General features: G+C 42.6%; 16 protein-coding genes and 1 pseudogene. All 17 read right to left on the bottom strand.

The genetic code is table 11. The features are described 5' to 3' along the window. Positions 1 to 191 precede the first annotated feature (191 nt). The 17 genes and pseudogenes from ASU00_RS15510 to spoIVA all read right to left on the bottom strand — a co-directional run bounded on the left by ASU00_RS15510 (position 192) and on the right by spoIVA (position 16,792). Entirely contained in the window at positions 192 to 743 is a 552-nt protein-coding gene (locus ASU00_RS15510; protein WP_057914375.1) for a ReoY family proteolytic degradation factor, read from the bottom strand. 41 nt (positions 744 to 784) lie between these two features. Beyond that, positions 785 to 2,059 (bottom strand): annotated as a pseudogene (locus tag ASU00_RS15505) (tetratricopeptide repeat protein); the annotation flags it as partial. A gap of 362 nt (positions 2,060 to 2,421) precedes the next feature. Then, positions 2,422 to 3,708, bottom strand: coding sequence for a 3-phosphoshikimate 1-carboxyvinyltransferase (gene aroA, locus ASU00_RS15500; RefSeq protein ID WP_057914373.1), 1,287 nt, complete (start codon positions 3,706 to 3,708; stop codon positions 2,422 to 2,424). A 23-nt stretch (positions 3,709 to 3,731) separates the two neighbouring features. Beyond that, the gene (locus ASU00_RS15495; RefSeq protein WP_057914372.1) at positions 3,732 to 4,835 is read right to left on the bottom strand and encodes a prephenate dehydrogenase; all 1,104 of its coding nucleotides are present in this window, start codon (positions 4,833 to 4,835) and stop codon (positions 3,732 to 3,734) included. A 48-nt stretch (positions 4,836 to 4,883) separates the two neighbouring features. Then, positions 4,884 to 5,996, bottom strand: a complete 1,113-nt coding sequence (hisC, locus tag ASU00_RS15490; RefSeq protein ID WP_057914371.1) for a histidinol-phosphate transaminase — start codon at positions 5,994 to 5,996, stop codon at positions 4,884 to 4,886. A 77-nt stretch (positions 5,997 to 6,073) separates the two neighbouring features. Further along, the gene (aroH, locus tag ASU00_RS15485) at positions 6,074 to 6,442 is read right to left on the bottom strand and encodes a chorismate mutase (RefSeq protein WP_057914370.1); all 369 of its coding nucleotides are present in this window, start codon (positions 6,440 to 6,442) and stop codon (positions 6,074 to 6,076) included. 24 nt (positions 6,443 to 6,466) lie between these two features. Continuing rightward, positions 6,467 to 7,546 carry a 3-dehydroquinate synthase gene (gene aroB, locus ASU00_RS15480; protein WP_057914369.1) on the bottom strand — a complete coding sequence of 360 codons (1,080 nt, stop codon included), beginning with the start codon at positions 7,544 to 7,546 and terminating at the stop codon, positions 6,467 to 6,469. Positions 7,547 to 7,549: 3 nt separating this feature from the next. Further along, a complete protein-coding gene (gene aroC / locus ASU00_RS15475; protein WP_057914368.1) occupies positions 7,550 to 8,722 on the bottom strand; it encodes a chorismate synthase in 1,173 nt (390 codons plus the stop codon). A gap of 256 nt (positions 8,723 to 8,978) precedes the next feature. Then, the gene (locus ASU00_RS15470; protein WP_057914367.1) at positions 8,979 to 9,752 is read right to left on the bottom strand and encodes a CheR family methyltransferase; all 774 of its coding nucleotides are present in this window, start codon (positions 9,750 to 9,752) and stop codon (positions 8,979 to 8,981) included. Positions 9,753 to 9,901: 149 nt separating this feature from the next. Then, the gene (gene ndk / locus ASU00_RS15465; RefSeq protein WP_034308008.1) at positions 9,902 to 10,348 is read right to left on the bottom strand and encodes a nucleoside-diphosphate kinase; all 447 of its coding nucleotides are present in this window, start codon (positions 10,346 to 10,348) and stop codon (positions 9,902 to 9,904) included. Positions 10,349 to 10,444: 96 nt separating this feature from the next. Continuing rightward, entirely contained in the window at positions 10,445 to 11,407 is a 963-nt protein-coding gene (hepT, locus tag ASU00_RS15460) for a heptaprenyl diphosphate synthase component II (RefSeq protein WP_057914366.1), read from the bottom strand. A 34-nt stretch (positions 11,408 to 11,441) separates the two neighbouring features. After that, a complete protein-coding gene (locus tag ASU00_RS15455; RefSeq protein ID WP_057914365.1) occupies positions 11,442 to 12,152 on the bottom strand; it encodes a demethylmenaquinone methyltransferase in 711 nt (236 codons plus the stop codon). A 3-nt stretch (positions 12,153 to 12,155) separates the two neighbouring features. Further along, positions 12,156 to 12,986, bottom strand: coding sequence for a heptaprenyl diphosphate synthase component 1 (locus tag ASU00_RS15450; RefSeq protein ID WP_057914364.1), 831 nt, complete (start codon positions 12,984 to 12,986; stop codon positions 12,156 to 12,158). 246 nt (positions 12,987 to 13,232) lie between these two features. Beyond that, positions 13,233 to 13,481: a trp RNA-binding attenuation protein MtrB gene (mtrB, locus tag ASU00_RS15445; RefSeq protein ID WP_057914363.1), complete on the bottom strand. Its 249-nt coding sequence runs from the start codon at positions 13,479 to 13,481 to the stop codon at positions 13,233 to 13,235. A gap of 14 nt (positions 13,482 to 13,495) precedes the next feature. Beyond that, on the bottom strand, positions 13,496 to 14,062 hold the full coding sequence (folE, locus tag ASU00_RS15440; protein ID WP_057914362.1) for a GTP cyclohydrolase I FolE: 567 nt from the start codon (positions 14,060 to 14,062) through the stop codon (positions 13,496 to 13,498). Positions 14,063 to 14,371: 309 nt separating this feature from the next. Next, positions 14,372 to 14,644 (bottom strand): HU family DNA-binding protein, encoded by a 273-nt coding sequence (locus ASU00_RS15435; RefSeq protein ID WP_034308023.1) that lies wholly within the window; start codon positions 14,642 to 14,644, stop codon positions 14,372 to 14,374. Positions 14,645 to 15,313: 669 nt separating this feature from the next. Next, complete coding sequence (spoIVA, locus tag ASU00_RS15430; protein ID WP_057914361.1) at positions 15,314 to 16,792, bottom strand: stage IV sporulation protein A; 1,479 nt, start codon at positions 16,790 to 16,792, stop codon at positions 15,314 to 15,316. Between the last annotated feature and the right edge of the window lie 85 nt (positions 16,793 to 16,877).

Genomic DNA, 16,877 nt, shown 5'->3' with positions numbered 1-16,877 from the left:
TTTATCTATATTTTACGAAAAAAAACCTTTCCTCATTACGGAAAGGAGAGTTTGTATACAATTTCGTCGTGGTCGATCGTAACACCCGGCTCTCTCTTGAATTTAATAAAGAAAGGTATCGGAATGAATACATTCCGATACCTTTTTGTCTACAGTCTTACCTTTCGTGATTACGGAAAGGTTTTTTTATGTCAGCCAAGCACTTTCAATTGATTCAATTGTTCAGTCAAGCTCTTGAATGCTTGTTCATCATGCTTATCCAATGCTTCATCAATTTCCTTAAGCAGGCGATCTCTTTGATAATAGAGCATGCTTTTTTCTAAAAATTGTTCCGCCAGCAGCTGATCTTTTTCATTGGATGCCGTGATTTTTGGCATGAATGGATTCTGCTCCAGAACCGCTGCGTATTGGTAGGATGAGTAAGCCGATTTAAAATTGAGCTGGATATAAATATCCTCATCGCGATTTAAACGGATATCGTGAAAGGATTTCTCTGCATCGGTCGTCATGATATTGGACTTATAAAACCGGAATGGGACCTCTTCCACACAATGTGTCGACATGATGAGTCCGCGAGGACAATATTGGGCATTTTCTACAAAATGGACCTTTTTCATCAGTTGATCATGACTCATTAAATAATTCAATATCCATACGCATTCTCTTCGTTTTAGTTGATAATGATTTAAAAACCACCGAATAAAATCCTTCTTCTCATTCACAGAAACAGGGGCAGCCACCATGAATTCCCTCCTCTGTCTTGATTTAGTTTTAATACGCTTTCCTACGCTTCATCCGGACCTTCTCCAAGCCTCTCCAAGATCAACGCATACTCATCATTCGCTGGGTTGATCTGAAGCAGCTTATTGAATACTTCTCTAGATGTGGCTCTGTCTCCTTCTTCAATTAAAAAGAAACCGTAGTCTTCGAGGAAATCTTGATTGTCCTTGAATGAATTATATGCATTATGATAGCTGGTTAATGACTGTTTAAATTGTTCGGTGTGTTGGTAAGATACAGCAGCTATCCATTCAAACTGCGGATCATCCTCGCCGTATCTCCTCACTTCTCCGATGCACTCCAAGACATCTTCATACCTTTCCTGATGCATATACAACTTCAAGAGGGTAAGTGCTGCTTCCAGATAGCCTGGATCAAGGGCAAGAGCTTCTTTAAATAAGTTTTCAGCTTCTTCATCCAGTCCACTTTTCAAGGCTATTTTTCCACCGAAGAAATAAAGTTCCTTATTGAATTCATCAGCCTTAATTCCTTCTTTGACCGTTTTCAAGGCGTTTTCCAAATCCTCAAGATGCTCATAGCTCTTTGCCAAATATAAATATAAGGAATGATATTCATGATCCAATTCTTTCAGCTCGATGAATTTACGGACTGCCATCTCATATAGACCTGCTTGGAAAGCAGTAAATGCATACTCGAATAGCGTATTGATTTCAAGTCCATCCTTCAGCGCTTTTTCAAAATGCGGAAGGGCCTCCTCGAACTTCCCGGAACTGCTTAATGCTTCAGCAAGCCGCTGATGGACATTGACCCCGGAGATTTCTTGTTCATGTTCCAATACCTTTATGTAATTTGCGATGGCTTCCTGATCCCTGCCTTGATGGAAGAACAGTTCACCAAGCGCAAAATCAATGATGACCTCATCAGGCAGTATTTCCTTGGCTTTGAGTAATTTTCGTTCACTGACCTCATCCATTCCCTGTAATTGGTATAGGTCCGCTTCCAAAAGCAAAGCGCTTGGATATACTTCATCATCTGCACTCACTTTTTCTAGCATTAACATCGCTTCATCTTCCTGGTCCATGTCAATCAAGATCTCGGCCAATGAAACCATCAATTCTCCTTCGTCAGGAAAGAGTTCAAGAAGATGTTCAAAAAGGTCTTTTGCTTCCTCCGCAAAACCAAGCTGGAGCATTTCTTCGGCCAGCAACAAAATGTCTTCGGCTGACTCAGATGATTTAATTCGATTTATATGTTTAAGAGCTTCGTTTAATTCCCCTTTTTTTAAATGCTGGATAACTTGTTCCACTGTGTTCATTGCTGATTCCTTCCTTTTGCATGATAATCTGGTCTCTAATCAAACTTTCTCACGCGACTATGTCATATTCTTTTCCATCAGAACAAAATACCCATATAATCGTGAGACCTAGTAAACAGTATTCATTAGTTTACCATACTGCAGCCCTGTATTCCATTGAGGAAGTCCCCTCCATTCTCATTTAAAAAAGGTTACTAGTTAATTCTCCGTGGAACAGGCAATCTCCTTTTTGATTCGTTTCCCCTTTTTGATAAATTATACACGCATAAACGCCCGAATGTTAGCGCTTCCAACATTTTTAAGCTCTTAAACTGAAAAGAAAAAAAGTTTACGGTCCTGATTTCTGGGCCGTAAACTTTTGGTTATCAATGAATTAAATGCGTCAAATGCTCAAAGAATTCCGGATAAGATACATCAATTGCATCAGGGTCAGCGAGTTCAACAGCCCCATCCGTTATCAATGCCGCCACAGCGAGCATCATTCCGATGCGGTGATCTCCATGGCTTGTCACTTTTCCACCATTCAGAGCTTTACGCCCATTTATGAGTAATCCATCTGCTGTAGGTGTTATATCCGCCCCAAGGATTGAAAGCTCATTCGCTACCGTATCAATTCGGTTGGTCTCTTTCACCTTTAGTTCTGCGGCATCCTTAATCGTCGTTACTCCTTCAGCCTGGGTAGCCAGAAGGGCAATGACCGGTATTTCATCGATGAGGCGCGGAATAAGGTCACCTGAGATGGTGGTTCCCTTTAGGCGTGAACTCCTGACAGTGATATCTCCTGCCGGTTCACCCCCGCTCGTCTTCTTCTCGATGGTAATATCCGCTCCCATCGCTTTCATTACTTCGAGAATTCCAGTCCTTGTCGGATTAAGGCCGACATTCTTTAAGACCACTTCACTATTTTTGGTAATTGCTGCTGCCACCAAGAAGAAAGCGGCCGAAGATATATCTCCCGGCACATGGATGGTGGTTCCTTTGAAAACCTGATTTCCGCCTACTTTAATGGTATGGCCATCCTTTTCGATCTTTCCGCCAAATGCCTCGATCATCCGTTCAGTATGATCACGGGTCTTCTCCGGTTCAATGATGATCGTTTCCCCCTCAGCCTGCAAACCTGCCAGGATTATCGCTGATTTGACCTGAGCACTTGCAACAGGCAATTCATAGCGAATCCCTTCTAGCTTGCCTCCTCTTATGGAGATCGGGGTATATTCCGCTCCTTTGCGGCCATCAATGTTCGCTCCCATTTGCCGTAGTGGGTTCACCACCCGGGTCATGGGACGTTTGGCTATGGATTCATCTCCTGTCAAAACGGCTGAAAAATCTTGTCCTGCCAAAATACCCGACATTAACCGAATCGTCGTCCCGGAATTTCCTACATCCAGCACTTCTTTAGGTTCCGTTAATCCATTAAAACCTTTGCCTTCGATGCGGACATTCCTTCCATCCTGTTCAATGTCAATGCCAAGCTGCTTAAAACACGAGATGGTGCTTATACAATCGGCTCCTGGAAGAAAGTTAGTGACGATCGTTTCACCCTCGGCAAGTGCTCCGAACATGATCGAACGATGGGAGATGGATTTGTCCCCCGGAATGGCGATCGAGCCACGTAATGATTGAATGTCGGTTTGTAATTTTTTTGTTTTCATAAAACCATCCTTCCTCATTAATATTATGCTAGGATCGTTTCATAATCTGTATGTCTCGAAATACACTCCGCAGCTTTAATGCGGTCAACATCCGTTTGGAAGCTAATGACCAGCACACCGTAGATTTCTTCCCTCGTTTCAATGATCCTGATGTTCGTAATGCTAATACCTTCCTGTGCCAAATATCCAGTAATCTCAGAAATTATTCCGGCATAATCCGGTATATCGATATATAAGTCATAAAAGGCTGGTATTGCACCTTTGGCGTGTGTCGGCAAATCATCCCTGAAAACCTTGGCATCCGCAAAGAAGCGAAGTATTTCCTCACTGTCTTCTTTTTCGACCAGCCCTTTTATATGCTCCATCTCAACAAGCCAATCCTTCATTAATTCCAGTAACACATTGCGATTATGTAACAAAATGTCACGCCACATTTCCGGACTGCTTGAGGCTATTCTTGTAATATCACGAAAACCACCGGCAGCCAGCCTGGAAATCAATTTATTTTCCTGGCTATAATTTTCTGCCTGCTTCACAAGCCCTGATGCGACAATGTGGGGAAAATGGCTGACGACCCCGGTTAGCTTGTCATGCATGGCAGGAGTAACGATTAAAAAGTTCGCTCTTGTTCCTTGTAGCCATTCCTTCAGCTGTGCCACCTTTTCCTCCTCGATGGTATCATCCGGAGTAAGCAAATAGAAGGCATGTTCAAACAGATGAAGCTTGGCTGCGCCAGCGCCGCTTTTGTGGGAACCAGCCATAGGGTGCCCCCCGATGAAGGCCACCCCTTTATCTAACAACGGTTTTGCTGCCTTTACGACTGTATCCTTCGTGCTTCCCGCATCCGATATGAGGACGCTACTTTTTAAATCCATGTCGGCTAATTGTGCTAAAATCTTGACAGTCTCATTGACAGGCACAGCAAGAAGAATCAAGTCAGCCTCACATGCCCCCGCTTCCAGAGAAGATACGGAATCATCTATCGTTCCCAGCAGCATCGATAGTTGTACATTCTTTTCACTTATGTCCGTACCAATAATCACGGCTTCAGGGTGTGCATGGCGTATAGCCTTGGCCAATGATCCGCCAATTAGCCCTAGACCTATAACTAAAACCTTTCCCTTCACTCTTCTCTCCCCCGCATCCTTTAAGGCTCCATAAGCTTTGATAACACGTTAAAGCAGCGAATTAGAAGGTGCCTCAACTTCATTCAAAAACGTTTTAATCGTGTTGATCATTCCTTCATTTTCATCGGTTGAACCGATCGTTACCCGTAGGCTGTTTGGAAAACCGAAAGCTTTCCCGGACCTTGCAATATAGCCGCGCTCAAGTAAATATTGAAACACCATATCGGCATCTTGTTTAAAGTGGATAAAAATGAAATTGCCTTGTGACGGGTAATACGCTAAATTTTCCTTGTCGCAAAATTCATAGTACTGCTTAAGCCCTTTTTGATTTTCATCTTTGCATTTTTCTATGAACGCTTGATCCTCCAAAGCGACAATCGCGATATTTTGTGCGAGTGTGTTGACATTGAATGGTTCGCGCGATGGATCTAGCTTCTGAATGATATCCTCATCTGCCAAACCGTATCCAACCCTGAAGCTGGCAAGACCGTAAATCTTTGAAAATGTACGAAGTATGATTAAATTTTTGAATGTATTGATCCATTGATTCGTTCTCGGATAGTCCTCAGCGGTAGCGTATTCACAATACGCTTCATCCAGTACGATAAGGACATCTTCAGGAACCCTTTCGATGAACGATACTAGGTCCTTTTCCGAGATGTATTTTCCTGTCGGATTATTAGGTGTACATAACCAAACAACTGCGGTTTTTTCATCTATCTCCTTTAGCATGCCTTCCAGATCATGCGCTCCGTCAAGATGAGGAACTTCCCTGACTTCTGCACCTTCAAGCGTGGCATTATGACGGTATTGCGAAAAAGTGCCCGTTGCCATGACCGTATTCTTTCCTGAGCCCAACAAACTTCTGGAAATGATCTGAATGTTTTCATCAGAGCCATTCCCGAAGATAAGCTGAGTCGGCTTCACACCTGTATGGTTTGCAACGGCTTCTCTAAGCATCGTTGCATAGCCATCCGGATAGATGGCAAAGGAATGGGTAGAATTCCTGACAGCCTCTCTGACCTTTTCGGAACACCCGAACGGATTTTCATTAGAAGCCAGTTTCGTGATTTTTTCAAGACCGTACAATTTTTTCACTTCATCTGTAGACTTGCCCGGTTGGTAGGATTTCAAGGAAAGAACCGCTTCATTCCATTTCATGTCGATCACCTCTATAGTTTTTATCACTTTAAAGTCGCAAAGTGTGAGAATAGTATATCTTTCGGGTTCCAATCGTCTTATCGCTTTGTAGCCAAGTCCGGCCGTAATGCAATCGCTCCTGCCTGATAGACGTGCTTTATTTCTTGTTGCGTTTTCGTTGTATTGACATGGATCATAACACGGATGCAAAATGGCAGGGAATTGCTCACTGGTATTTCCTTCATGCATGTTACCGGCACATAGGTCCATCCGTCGAATTTCCTCAAGGCTTTAGCAGGAAAAACCGAGCGAATCTCATCCGTAGCGGAAAAAAATACGGATGCTACCATGTCAGGATCAATCTCATTGACCTGGATGATTTCCGCCATTAACTTCTCGGCGGCGGCAATCACTTCCGTTTCCGTGTCTTGTTCAACTGTAGTGGCACCTCTAATTCCTCTTATCACACACAGTTCCCCCTTCTCCTTGATTTATTTCAATTCAGCCATTTCCTCTATCAGCTCAGAGTCTGGTATATCTTTTAATCTTGCGGACCCCACCTGATTTAGCAGGACGAAGGTAGCTGCATCATCGACTGATTTTTTGTCCGTTTTCATTAAATTAAGTAACGTTACAGTTTCAAGCTGATCTGGAATGGTTGTTTGGTAGCCTAATTCGGATACCCAATTCATGAATTCCCCTAGATTAAAATCGAGTCCCTCTTTTTTCATGCTCAATTTAAGAGCATAAACCATCCCGATCAAAATCGCTTCTCCATGCGTAAAGTTGCCATAGCCCATGGAACCCTCCACTGCATGTCCAAGTGTATGACCAAAATTCAAGAACGCGCGAATGCCCAGTTCTTTCTCGTCTTCCTCGACAATTGCTGCTTTAATGGCAATTCCTTTCGTAATCATTGTCAGAAATTGCTCATCCGTTATTTCATTCAAATCGACAATATTCGATTTTAGCCATTGATAAAAGTCATGATCGGCGATCAAGGAATGCTTAATCACTTCAGCAAAACCTGACCTTAATTCTTGCAGTGGCAGCGTACTTAAAAATTCCAGATCATATATGACCGCTTCAGGCTGATGAAAGGCACCAATCATATTTTTCCCTAATGGATGATTGATGGCGACCTTGCCTCCCACGGCACTATCGTGGGCGAGCAAAGTCGTCGGTACCTGGATGAAAGGGATCCCCCTCATGAATGTGGCCGCAACAAATCCAGCTAAGTCACCGACTGCACCGCCGCCAAGCGCAATGATCAATGACTTGCGATTGAGTTTCTGAGATAAGCAATAACCTTGGCATTCATAAAACACTTCGAATGTTTTCGCATGCTCCCCTTCAGGCACGATATGCTGCAGGACCGGTTTCCCTGTCTTAATCAATTCATTTTTCACGGTTTGCAAGTGAAGCTCCGCTACCTTCTCATCCGTTATAATCAAAATCTTGTTAAGATGATTGAATTCATGGGTGATCAATTCCGGTAATTCCTGTATAGCCCTCTTGCCAATCAAAACAGGATATTGCTTGGAAACCGTCTTTATATGGATCGATTCCATCTATTAAAACCCCTTTACATCTTCCCGATACGACCGTATGTATTCCGCTAACTGCTCATAACGATCTGAAGGGAATTGATCAACGATGGCAGCGGCAAGTTCCCATGCTACTACAGCTTCGGCAACTACTGCCGCTGCAGGAACTGCACAACTATCGGAACGCTCGACACTTGCTTCGAATACTTCCTTCGTATCGATGTCAACACTTTTCAAAGGTTTATATAAAGTCGGGATTGGCTTCATCACACCGCGCACAACAATCGGCATTCCGGTTGTCATACCGCCTTCAAAACCGCCAAGGCGATTGGTTTTCCGGTAGTACCCCTTGTCTTCGTCCCAGGCAATTTCATCATGGACTTCACTGCCGAAGCGATGGGCCGCTTCGAAACCAAGTCCTATTTCGACCCCTTTAAATGCATTGATGCTCATGATTGCTGCAGCGAGTTTTGCATCAAGCTTACGATCATAATGCACATAACTTCCTACACCAACAGGCATTCCTTCGACTATGACTTCAACGATGCCGCCGATGGAATCCCCTTTTTGTTTCGCTTCGTCAATGGCTTCCTTCATCTGCTGCTCGACGTTTGTATCGAAACATCTAACTGAAGACTCTTCTGTCACTTGTTGCAGTTGTTGAATGGTTTCGTATGCTGGCGGTTCTGCCTTCACTCCACCAATTTCCAAAACATGTGAGGCCACTTCAATTCCCAATAATGACAATAGCTTTTTAGCGACGGCACCTGCCGCTACCCTTACAGTCGTTTCCCGGGCTGATGACCGTTCCAAAACGTTTCTCAAATCGCGGTGTCCATATTTGATTCCGCCGTTCAAATCGGCATGCCCAGGTCGAGGACGAGTGATTTTACGTTTGATTTCTTCAGCTTCCTCCTCTGAAAGACTTTCACTTCCCATGATCTTTGTCCAATGCTTCCAGTCGTCGTTCTCCACCACTAAAGCCACCGGTGAACCTAATGTATATCCATGTCTGATCCCCGCGGATATAAAAGCCTGATCCTTCTCGATCTGCATCCTGCGGCCACGCCCATGTCCTTTTTGACGGCGTCCCAGTTCTTCATTAATATCATCATTCGTAATCGGCATTCCAGCCGGTAATCCTTCAATAATTGTAGTTAGCTGCGGACCATGTGATTCTCCCGCTGTTAAGTATCTCATCTTCCAGCCCCCTTTTAGCACTTTAAAGTGTATATGTATCAATATACCACAATTTTATTAAATGTGGGTATATGTAAACCTAAAAACCTTTTTACACTTTAAATTTATTAACTATTCATTTTATTTTACATCTTCTCCAACATTTTCGATATAGTTTAATCAATTTGGTCATGACACTCGACAATATTCTTCATTTTTTAAGGCAAACGAAAAGAGACTGAATGCGAATGCACGATCAGTCCCTTATGAATAGTATTCACTTTTTTTGATAAAAAAATGTGTCGATCGTTTCAAATTGATATTTTCCTGGTGTGAATATTTGCTCGGTACTTCCTACAAAAAATACCCCGCCGCCAATTAACGATGCACTGAACTTTTCATACAATAGATTTTTGGCTTCTTCGGTGAAATATATCAAAACATTTCGGCATACGATTAGATCAAACCCCTGCTCAAAAGGATCCGCAAGCAGATTGTGCCGTTTGAATGTAACCCTTTTCTTGATTTCGTCTACGACGCGATAAAAACCATCTTCTTGATTAAAGTATTTCCTTTTTATTTCTTGAGGCACCTCATTTAAGGACCTTTCCGGGTACATTCCCAATTTCGCCCGTGCCAAGACGTTTACATCTAAATCCGTTGCTAATATCTCTATCTGGTTAAGTGGGACAAGATTTGATAATATCATCGCGATCGTATATGGCTCCTCCCCCGTTGAACAAGCCGCACTCCAAATTTTCAATTTTTTTTTGCTTCCCAATAATCCAGGTAGGATTTTTTGCTCCAGCACTTCCCATCTCTTCGCATTTCTATAAAATTCAGATACATTGATGGTCATCCTATCCAAAAACTCGTTTAAAACGCCAGGATTAACTTGGATGTCTTTATAGTAGTCACCGAATGAATGGTAGCCTCTCTTTTCATATAGAGAGGTCAGTCGCCTTTTCATTTGCCCTTCCTTATATAATGCCAAATCGATTCCTGTCAGCATCTTGATATTCCGAATAAACGCTTCATATTCTTGAGGCATTCCCACGACTCCTCTGCACCTATTAATTTTAAGTAGTTCTTCTATATATATCGGAAAATGGCAATTTTTCTTTAAACGGTCCAAATAAAAAAGCGGAGTTCATCGCATGGGCGATGAACTCCGCTTTTTCAGTCATTTGAATCTATTGATTAATAAACCCACTCGTTAACAAGTTTAGAATATTCGACAAGTTCTTCTTCTTTGAAGAATAAACCGATTTCACGTACAGCGCTTTCAGCTGAATCAGATCCGTGAATGATGTTTTTGCCTACTGTTACGGCAAAGTCGCCACGGATTGTTGCTGCTGCAGCATCTTTAGGATTAGTGGCACCCATCATTTGACGTGCAGTTGCGATAACATTTTCACCTTCCCAAACCATTGCGAAGACAGGACCTGAAGTAATGAAGTCCACTAATTCGCCAAAGAAAGGACGTTCTTTGTGCTCGCCGTAATGCTGCTCAGCCAATTCTTGAGAAATGACCATTAATTTTGCTCCTGCAAGAAGGAAGCCTTTCTTTTCAAAACGGGAAACGATTTCACCGATTAAATTGCGTTGTACGCCGTCAGGCTTAACCATTAAAAATGTTCTTTCCATTATTGTCACTCCTAATATGTATCATTATTATTTGCCTTTATAAGGCAATCCTTTTAGAATATTATCATTGTTTGAGGAGTTTCGCAACTGCAAGTATCAAAACTTTCTTTTTCCGATATTTTTCGCGATATCGGATAATGTTTTCCTTGCTTTAATGGCAGGAAGCTCTTTCAATTCAGCAAACGCCTTTTCTAAATACATGTCACTGACCTTTGCTGCCTGTTCGATGGCACCAGAGGTTTTTATCGCTGAGATGATAGCGGACATTTCTTCTTTAGGCGTATCCTCACGAACCGTTTCAATAAGTTTTTTCAGCTTTGGATCTTCCATGGCAATCAAGACGGGCAACGTGATGTTCCCCTGGATCAAATCGCTGCCTGCCGGCTTTCCAAGTTCTTCTTCTGAAGCCGTGAAGTCCAATATATCATCAGTGATTTGATAAGACATCCCGACATAATATCCGAATTTGAATAGCTTTTGATGGATCTTTTCTTCAACACCCGCTGAAATGGCCCCCAATTGGCAGCTGGAAGCGATGAGCAATGCCGTTTTCCGTTTGATTCTCCTGAAGTATATCCGCCAATTTTGTTCGAAGTTGTATTTATCTTTAATTTGTTCTATTTCCCCAAGACATAGTTCAACCATCGTGTCCGCTAGGATTTGATGCGCAAGGGGAGACTCTATGACTGCCATCATTTCCAGTGCACGTGCAAAAATGAAGTCGCCTGTATACATGGCGACACGATTATCCCATTTTGATTTAATCGTTGCAGATCCCCTGCGTAAATCCGCATCATCCACAACATCATCATGTACAAGGGAAGCCGTATGGATCAGTTCCAATGTCGCTGCTACATGCTTGACGATATGAATATCATATGTGCCAAACTTCGCACCCAAAAGGACGAATACCGGACGGATCCGCTTTCCGCCCGATTGCAGTAAATGCAGGGAGGCTTCCCTTAAAACAGTGGAGTCCGCTTCAATTGCGGCTTCTAATTCTTTTTCTATTAGTTGCAAATCTGCATTCAAAAAGGAATACATCATTTTAAATTTCATACATTCCACCCAGCTTTGTCCATTGCTATCATGCTTATTTTGAAGCCTTGTATCCGAAATGTGTTGCTGCAACACCGCCGAAATGGGCTCTGTAACTGACGTTTTCCATTCCTGCTTGCTTAAACATGCTTTCAAGCTTTTTCATGCCTGGAAAATCACGAGCAGATTCCTGCAGCCAGGAATATTCACTATAGCTTTTTGCGAATAACTTGCCGAATACAGGCATGATGAAGCGGAAGTAGAAATAATACCCCTGCTTGAAGCCGAGCATCGTTGGCTGTGATGTATCAAGGCACACGATCATTCCACCAGGCTTGGCGACACGGTTTAACTCTTTAAGCACTTGCATGTAGTCAGGAACATTCCGCAGCCCGAACCCGATCGTGACATAATCAAAGCTATCATCCTCAAAAGGAAGCTCCATTGCATTCCCCTGCATAAGGGAAACTTGATCCAGGTTGAGTTCATTCACCTTTTGTTCACCGATTTTGAGCATGTTCTTACTAAAATCCAGACCAACTACACTACCTTCTGGTCCTACTTCATTAGCAAGGGCAATGGTCCAGTCCGCTGTTCCACAGCATACGTCAAGGGCGTGGGCGCCTTTTGGGACATTCATGATGGCCATTGTAGCCTTCCGCCATTTAACATGCTGTTTAAAGCTAATGAGGGAATTCATCTTGTCATAGTTTCCGTATATCTTTTCAAAGACATGATGAACTTTTTGCTCTTTAGACTGCTCCATGATTCACCCTTCTTTCACATATGAATTTGCTATACTTCCTGTTTGCTTCATGAGTACCTTCACGCGATCCTTTAGGTCATCATCCACTTTCACCAGCTTTTGCATCGAACGCTCCAACGATTTCCTCGCATCCACCAAGCACTTTTCGAATCTGACCCGGACCCGTTCTTCCTTTTCTGAAGTCAGTTCGTCCTGACTGTTTGGATTACTTGAAGGCATATCCCTAAGGACATCGAATATGATCGATTGACCCGACTTCAGATAACAGCTTTTCTCGGCATGAAGCCTATTCAAAAGCAGAAAATCTTCGGAGAAATCGATCCAGCCAGGCTGATTATAATAGGCCGCGAGTTTATGGATCAGCGAAGCTTCGATCGCTTTTATGGTCGTTAAAAGAGATTGTACATCTTTAATCGACCCTTTTTGATAAAGGATGATTTTATTATCATTTATTTTTTTTATGGCACCTGAAAGTATACGGATCATCTCCACATTTCCCACACTGGCAAGAACCTGGTAGTACAGCCCACTGTAATAGTCACCGGCAAGAACTTGCAATTGGCGGTTTTTCAATACCTCAGGCAATTCCAATCCCTCACCTGAATTCGACACGATTTCATGGGTATCGAGGGCGATTTGCACAAGCATGGTCGAAGTGATGTATTGATCCCTTTTTTCGCTAATAACGTCCAAATCGCTAAACAATCCCCAAAGCAATAACAATTTATCTTCGTCCAAGTTTGGCTTTTGTATAAACTTCAATAAATATGGATGTTGAGCTTTCTTTTCTATTACTTGTTTTAATTGGCTTTTGTCGTCCGTTATGTTTAACAATTGAGATCACCCTTGCATCCCTGAAAGATAATTTTTTTCATGCCTATTGGTTTCTGTCTGTGTAAAATACACATTATTATACCATAAAAACAATCAGATGAAATGGACAACGTTTATAAAAAGAAACTTCCATAAATAAGGAAGCCGCCAGCTTCGTACCTTCAAAAAAATGGATGCGGGGAATTTCCAGCTTGTTAAACGTGATATCAGATGATTGATTTAGTCTTAAGCAATTCTTAAAAGTTATTATTTATCGGCTGGATTTTTTTTAGAATCACTTTCTATCTCACCGAATGGCGTATACACTTTGGCATGTCCCCTGATTTTGATCGCCGAGGTATGCTCCGTGAATTGCGCGATCATCACCTCTCCAGAGTCAAGCTTCTCCGAGTGATGGAACTTGGTGTCCGTTCCTCTTGTTAATCCGATCACATTCACACTATCCTCAATCGCTTTGATTACGACAAAGTCATTCAGAATCTTTTTCTCATTCATTTTATCCTTCCCCCTTAGTCTTTAATGAATGCCAACACTTCCGCCCTTGTCCGATGGTCTTTCGCGAACGTGCCCCTTACAGCGGAGGTGATGGTTTTGGAACCTGGTTTCTTGACGCCGCGCATCGTCATGCACATATGTTCAGCCTCGACCACCACCATTACACCATGAGGTTCAAGTTTTTCCATTATCGAATCGGCCACTGTCGAGGTGATGCGCTCCTGAAGCTGCGGACGCTTTGATACGGCTTCGACCGCACGCGCCAATTTGCTTAAGCCGGTCACTTTTCCGTTTTTCGGAATGTATGCCACATGCGCTTTACCATAAAAAGGGACTAAGTGATGCTCACAGACCGAGTAAAACGGGATATCCTTTACTAGGACGAGCTCTTCATGGTCCTCGCCAAAAACCGTATCGAAATATTCCTTTGGATCCTGATTAAGTCCAGAAAAAATTTCTTCATACATCCTTGCGACACGTGCAGGTGTATCAAGCAGTCCTTCTCTAGTCGGGTCTTCCCCTACAGCCTCAAGAAGCATCTTGATCGCTTCCTCTATTTTGGCATGATCTACATTAGCCATTTATCCGTACCTCCTAAAAAATCCAAAAATAGTATGTATTCAAAAAAACCCAAGGTAACCATACCCTGATATTTTCAATCCTATCGGTAACGCAGCCCGTAACATCTGCACTATTGTATCATCCATTTATCGCCTAGTCAGAACCGTATCTTCCGTAACGCCATTTCTTTCTGACTCATTCAACTTATACAGCGTTCCTAAACTGATCACTGTCCTTTATATTATCACAGATGGAAATTAAGAAGCAAAAAAAGGACCGCGTTTGCACGCGGCCCTATCCGGTGAAGCACCCGTATGTAAAAGGTAGAATTACTTCACTGCATCTTTCAGTGCTTTACCAGGTTTGAAAGCTGGCACTTTGCTAGCTGCAATTTCGATTTCGTCACCAGTTTGTGGATTGCGTCCTTTACGAGCCGCACGCTCACGAACTTCAAAGTTACCAAAACCAATCAATTGGACTTTATCACCGTTTTTCAGAGCTTCTAAAATTGTATCAAAAACAGCATCAACTGCTTTTGTAGCGTCTTTCTTAGATATTTCAGTTGCTGTAACAACTTCATTAATCAATTCTGTTTTGTTCATGCCATTCACCTCCTCCCAAAAGGAATCTTTATAAAAAATCATTATTACAACACTATAATAGTGATTTGATATTAATTTCGTTTCGCACATTTTCACCCCCTGCAAAAATCGGGGATGACCAAGCCAATTAAATTTCCAAATAAATGAATCCAAAAGTTAAAAATAGGTTGGAATCGCTGTTATAACGCGTTTTCTGTATGTAGATTATCACAAACCCTATAAGCTTAGCAAGGGAATTCAAAAAATAATGGGAATCTTTTCATTAATAATTGTATATATTATAAATTTTGCCTTTCGCTATACATCATTTCCCCTTTTTAAGGAAATTAAACTTATTATATTGCTGAAAATCGCTTAACCACAGGGTTTTTTCAAGATTATACTAAAAAACAGCAGATTATTTCAAATATTAGCGATCATAAATGATATTTTTCTTACGGTCTTACGTCCATTGCACGTAAAAAGACCAATCCAATAAAGGAGTTGGTCCAGCGTTTCAACGTTTTTTTATGAAGAGCCGTTTTCACATATCTTGTTGCTAATCACCAAGTAATGCGGCGTGGTCGATTTCCCCTACAATGCTCGCTTATCCAGCAGGAGTCTCGCTATCTGCTCCAATCAACCTTTAATAATTCCGTTTTAAGAACAACAGTCTTTACGTAAGTAGCATTATAAGATGATGGCAATCAAGCCCCCACTGCCCTCATTGATGATTCTCTCCAATGTCTCTTTCAATTTGTAGCGTGCATTGTCCGGCATCATCGCCAATTTCACCTGGATGCCTTCCCGAACGTATGAACTCAGGCTTCTGCCAAAGATATCCGAGTTCCAAATGGAAAGTGGATTGTCTTCGAAATCCTGCATCAAGTATCGTACCAATTCTTCACTCTGTTTTTCCGTTCCAATGATTGGTGAGAATTCGGATTCGACATCGACCTTGATCATATGGATGGAAGGGGCTACCGCTTTTAGCCTGACACCGAACCTGGCTCCTTGTCGGATAATTTCAGGTTCATCAAGACTCATATCATTCAGGGAAGGCGCCGCTACTCCATAACCGGTTTGTTTGACCATCCTCAGCGCATCAGCTACCTGATCATATTCCGCTTTCGCATACGCAAAGTCCTGCATCAAGGATAAGAGATGATCCTTGCCCCGTATCTCCACCCCGACGATTTCCTTCAGGATTTCATCATAGAGTTCATCAGGGGCGTATAGGTCGATTTCAGCAACCCCCTGACCCATTTCTATACCGGCAAGTGCTGCGCGATCGATAAACTCGAATTCATTGAAATGCCCGACCACTCGATCAACATCCCTCAGGCGTTTGATGTCCTTCACGGTCTCTTTAACCGCTTCCTGATAACTTTCCCTTAACCAATGATCCTCGCGCAGCACCATGACCCAGCTTGGGAGATTCACATTGACTTCAAGCACCGGGAATTCATAAAGGGCTTCGCGGAGGACGCTGTAAACATCCGATTCCCTCATTCCCTCGACACTCATAGCCAATACAGGAATATCATACTTTTCCTGAAGGGACTCCTTTAAGGCTACCGTATTGGGATGGTGGGGCTGAACGGAATTGACAATCATGATAAACGGCTTGCCAACCTCCTTTAATTCTTCTACTACCCTTTCCTCCGCCTCTAAATAATCACTCCGTGGAATTTCTCCTATTGAACCATCCGTCGTAACGACTACACCTAATGTGGAATGATCTTGAATCACTTTGCGTGTACCTATTTCCGCCGCTTCATTGAACGGGATCGGATCCTCATACCAAGGCGTATGGATCATGCGCGGTCCATTTTCATCTTCACACCCTTTAGCTCCAGGTATCGTATATCCGACACAATCCACTAAACGAATGTTCACTTCCAAACCTTCGGCAACAGAAATCGATGCTGCATGATTCGGTACGAATTTAGGCTCTGTCGTCATGATCGTTTTTCCGGCAGCACTTTGGGGCAATTCATCCTGTGCTCGTGCACGGTCAGCCTCTGACGGGATATTAGGTATAACGACTAACTCCATGAATTTTTTAATAAATGTCGATTTCCCAGTCCTGACGGCACCGACCACCCCTAAATATATGTCGCCGCCGGTCCGTTCCGCTATATCTTTAAAAATATCTACCTTTTCCAAGGTATCCCCTCCCGAATTAGCTTTTTGGGATTTCGTTTATCTCTTTGCTTTATTTAGGACACTATATATCTATGATGTTGTCCTA

The sequence above is a fragment of the Peribacillus muralis genome (assembly GCF_001439925.1).
Taxonomy (GTDB): Bacteria; Bacillota; Bacilli; order Bacillales; family DSM-1321; genus Peribacillus; species Peribacillus muralis.
The sequence above is the reverse complement of the archived record's forward strand: the minus strand, read 5'-3'. Positions and strand labels throughout refer to the sequence as shown.

Bases quoted from the DNA above. Each gene is read 5' to 3' on its own strand.
- aroA (WP_057914373.1), bottom strand. From the start codon at position 3,708: ATGAAAACAAAAAAATTACAAACCGACATTCAATCATTACGTGGCTCG.
- aroC (WP_057914368.1), bottom strand. From the start codon at position 8,722: ATGAGATACTTAACAGCGGGAGAATCACATGGTCCGCAGCTAACTACA.
- ndk (WP_034308008.1), bottom strand. From the start codon at position 10,348: ATGGAAAGAACATTTTTAATGGTTAAGCCTGACGGCGTACAACGCAAT.
- aroB (WP_057914369.1), bottom strand. From the start codon at position 7,546: ATGGAATCGATCCATATAAAGACGGTTTCCAAGCAATATCCTGTTTTG.
- ASU00_RS15470 (WP_057914367.1), bottom strand. From the start codon at position 9,752: ATGCCTCAAGAATATGAAGCGTTTATTCGGAATATCAAGATGCTGACA.
- hepT (WP_057914366.1), bottom strand. From the start codon at position 11,407: ATGAAATTTAAAATGATGTATTCCTTTTTGAATGCAGATTTGCAACTA.
- ASU00_RS15455 (WP_057914365.1), bottom strand. From the start codon at position 12,152: ATGGAGCAGTCTAAAGAGCAAAAAGTTCATCATGTCTTTGAAAAGATA.
- hisC (WP_057914371.1), bottom strand. From the start codon at position 5,996: ATGAAATGGAATGAAGCGGTTCTTTCCTTGAAATCCTACCAACCGGGC.
- ASU00_RS15435 (WP_034308023.1), bottom strand. From the start codon at position 14,644: ATGAACAAAACAGAATTGATTAATGAAGTTGTTACAGCAACTGAAATA.
- mtrB (WP_057914363.1), bottom strand. From the start codon at position 13,481: ATGAATGAGAAAAAGATTCTGAATGACTTTGTCGTAATCAAAGCGATT.
- ASU00_RS15510 (WP_057914375.1), bottom strand. From the start codon at position 743: ATGGTGGCTGCCCCTGTTTCTGTGAATGAGAAGAAGGATTTTATTCGG.
- folE (WP_057914362.1), bottom strand. From the start codon at position 14,062: ATGGCTAATGTAGATCATGCCAAAATAGAGGAAGCGATCAAGATGCTT.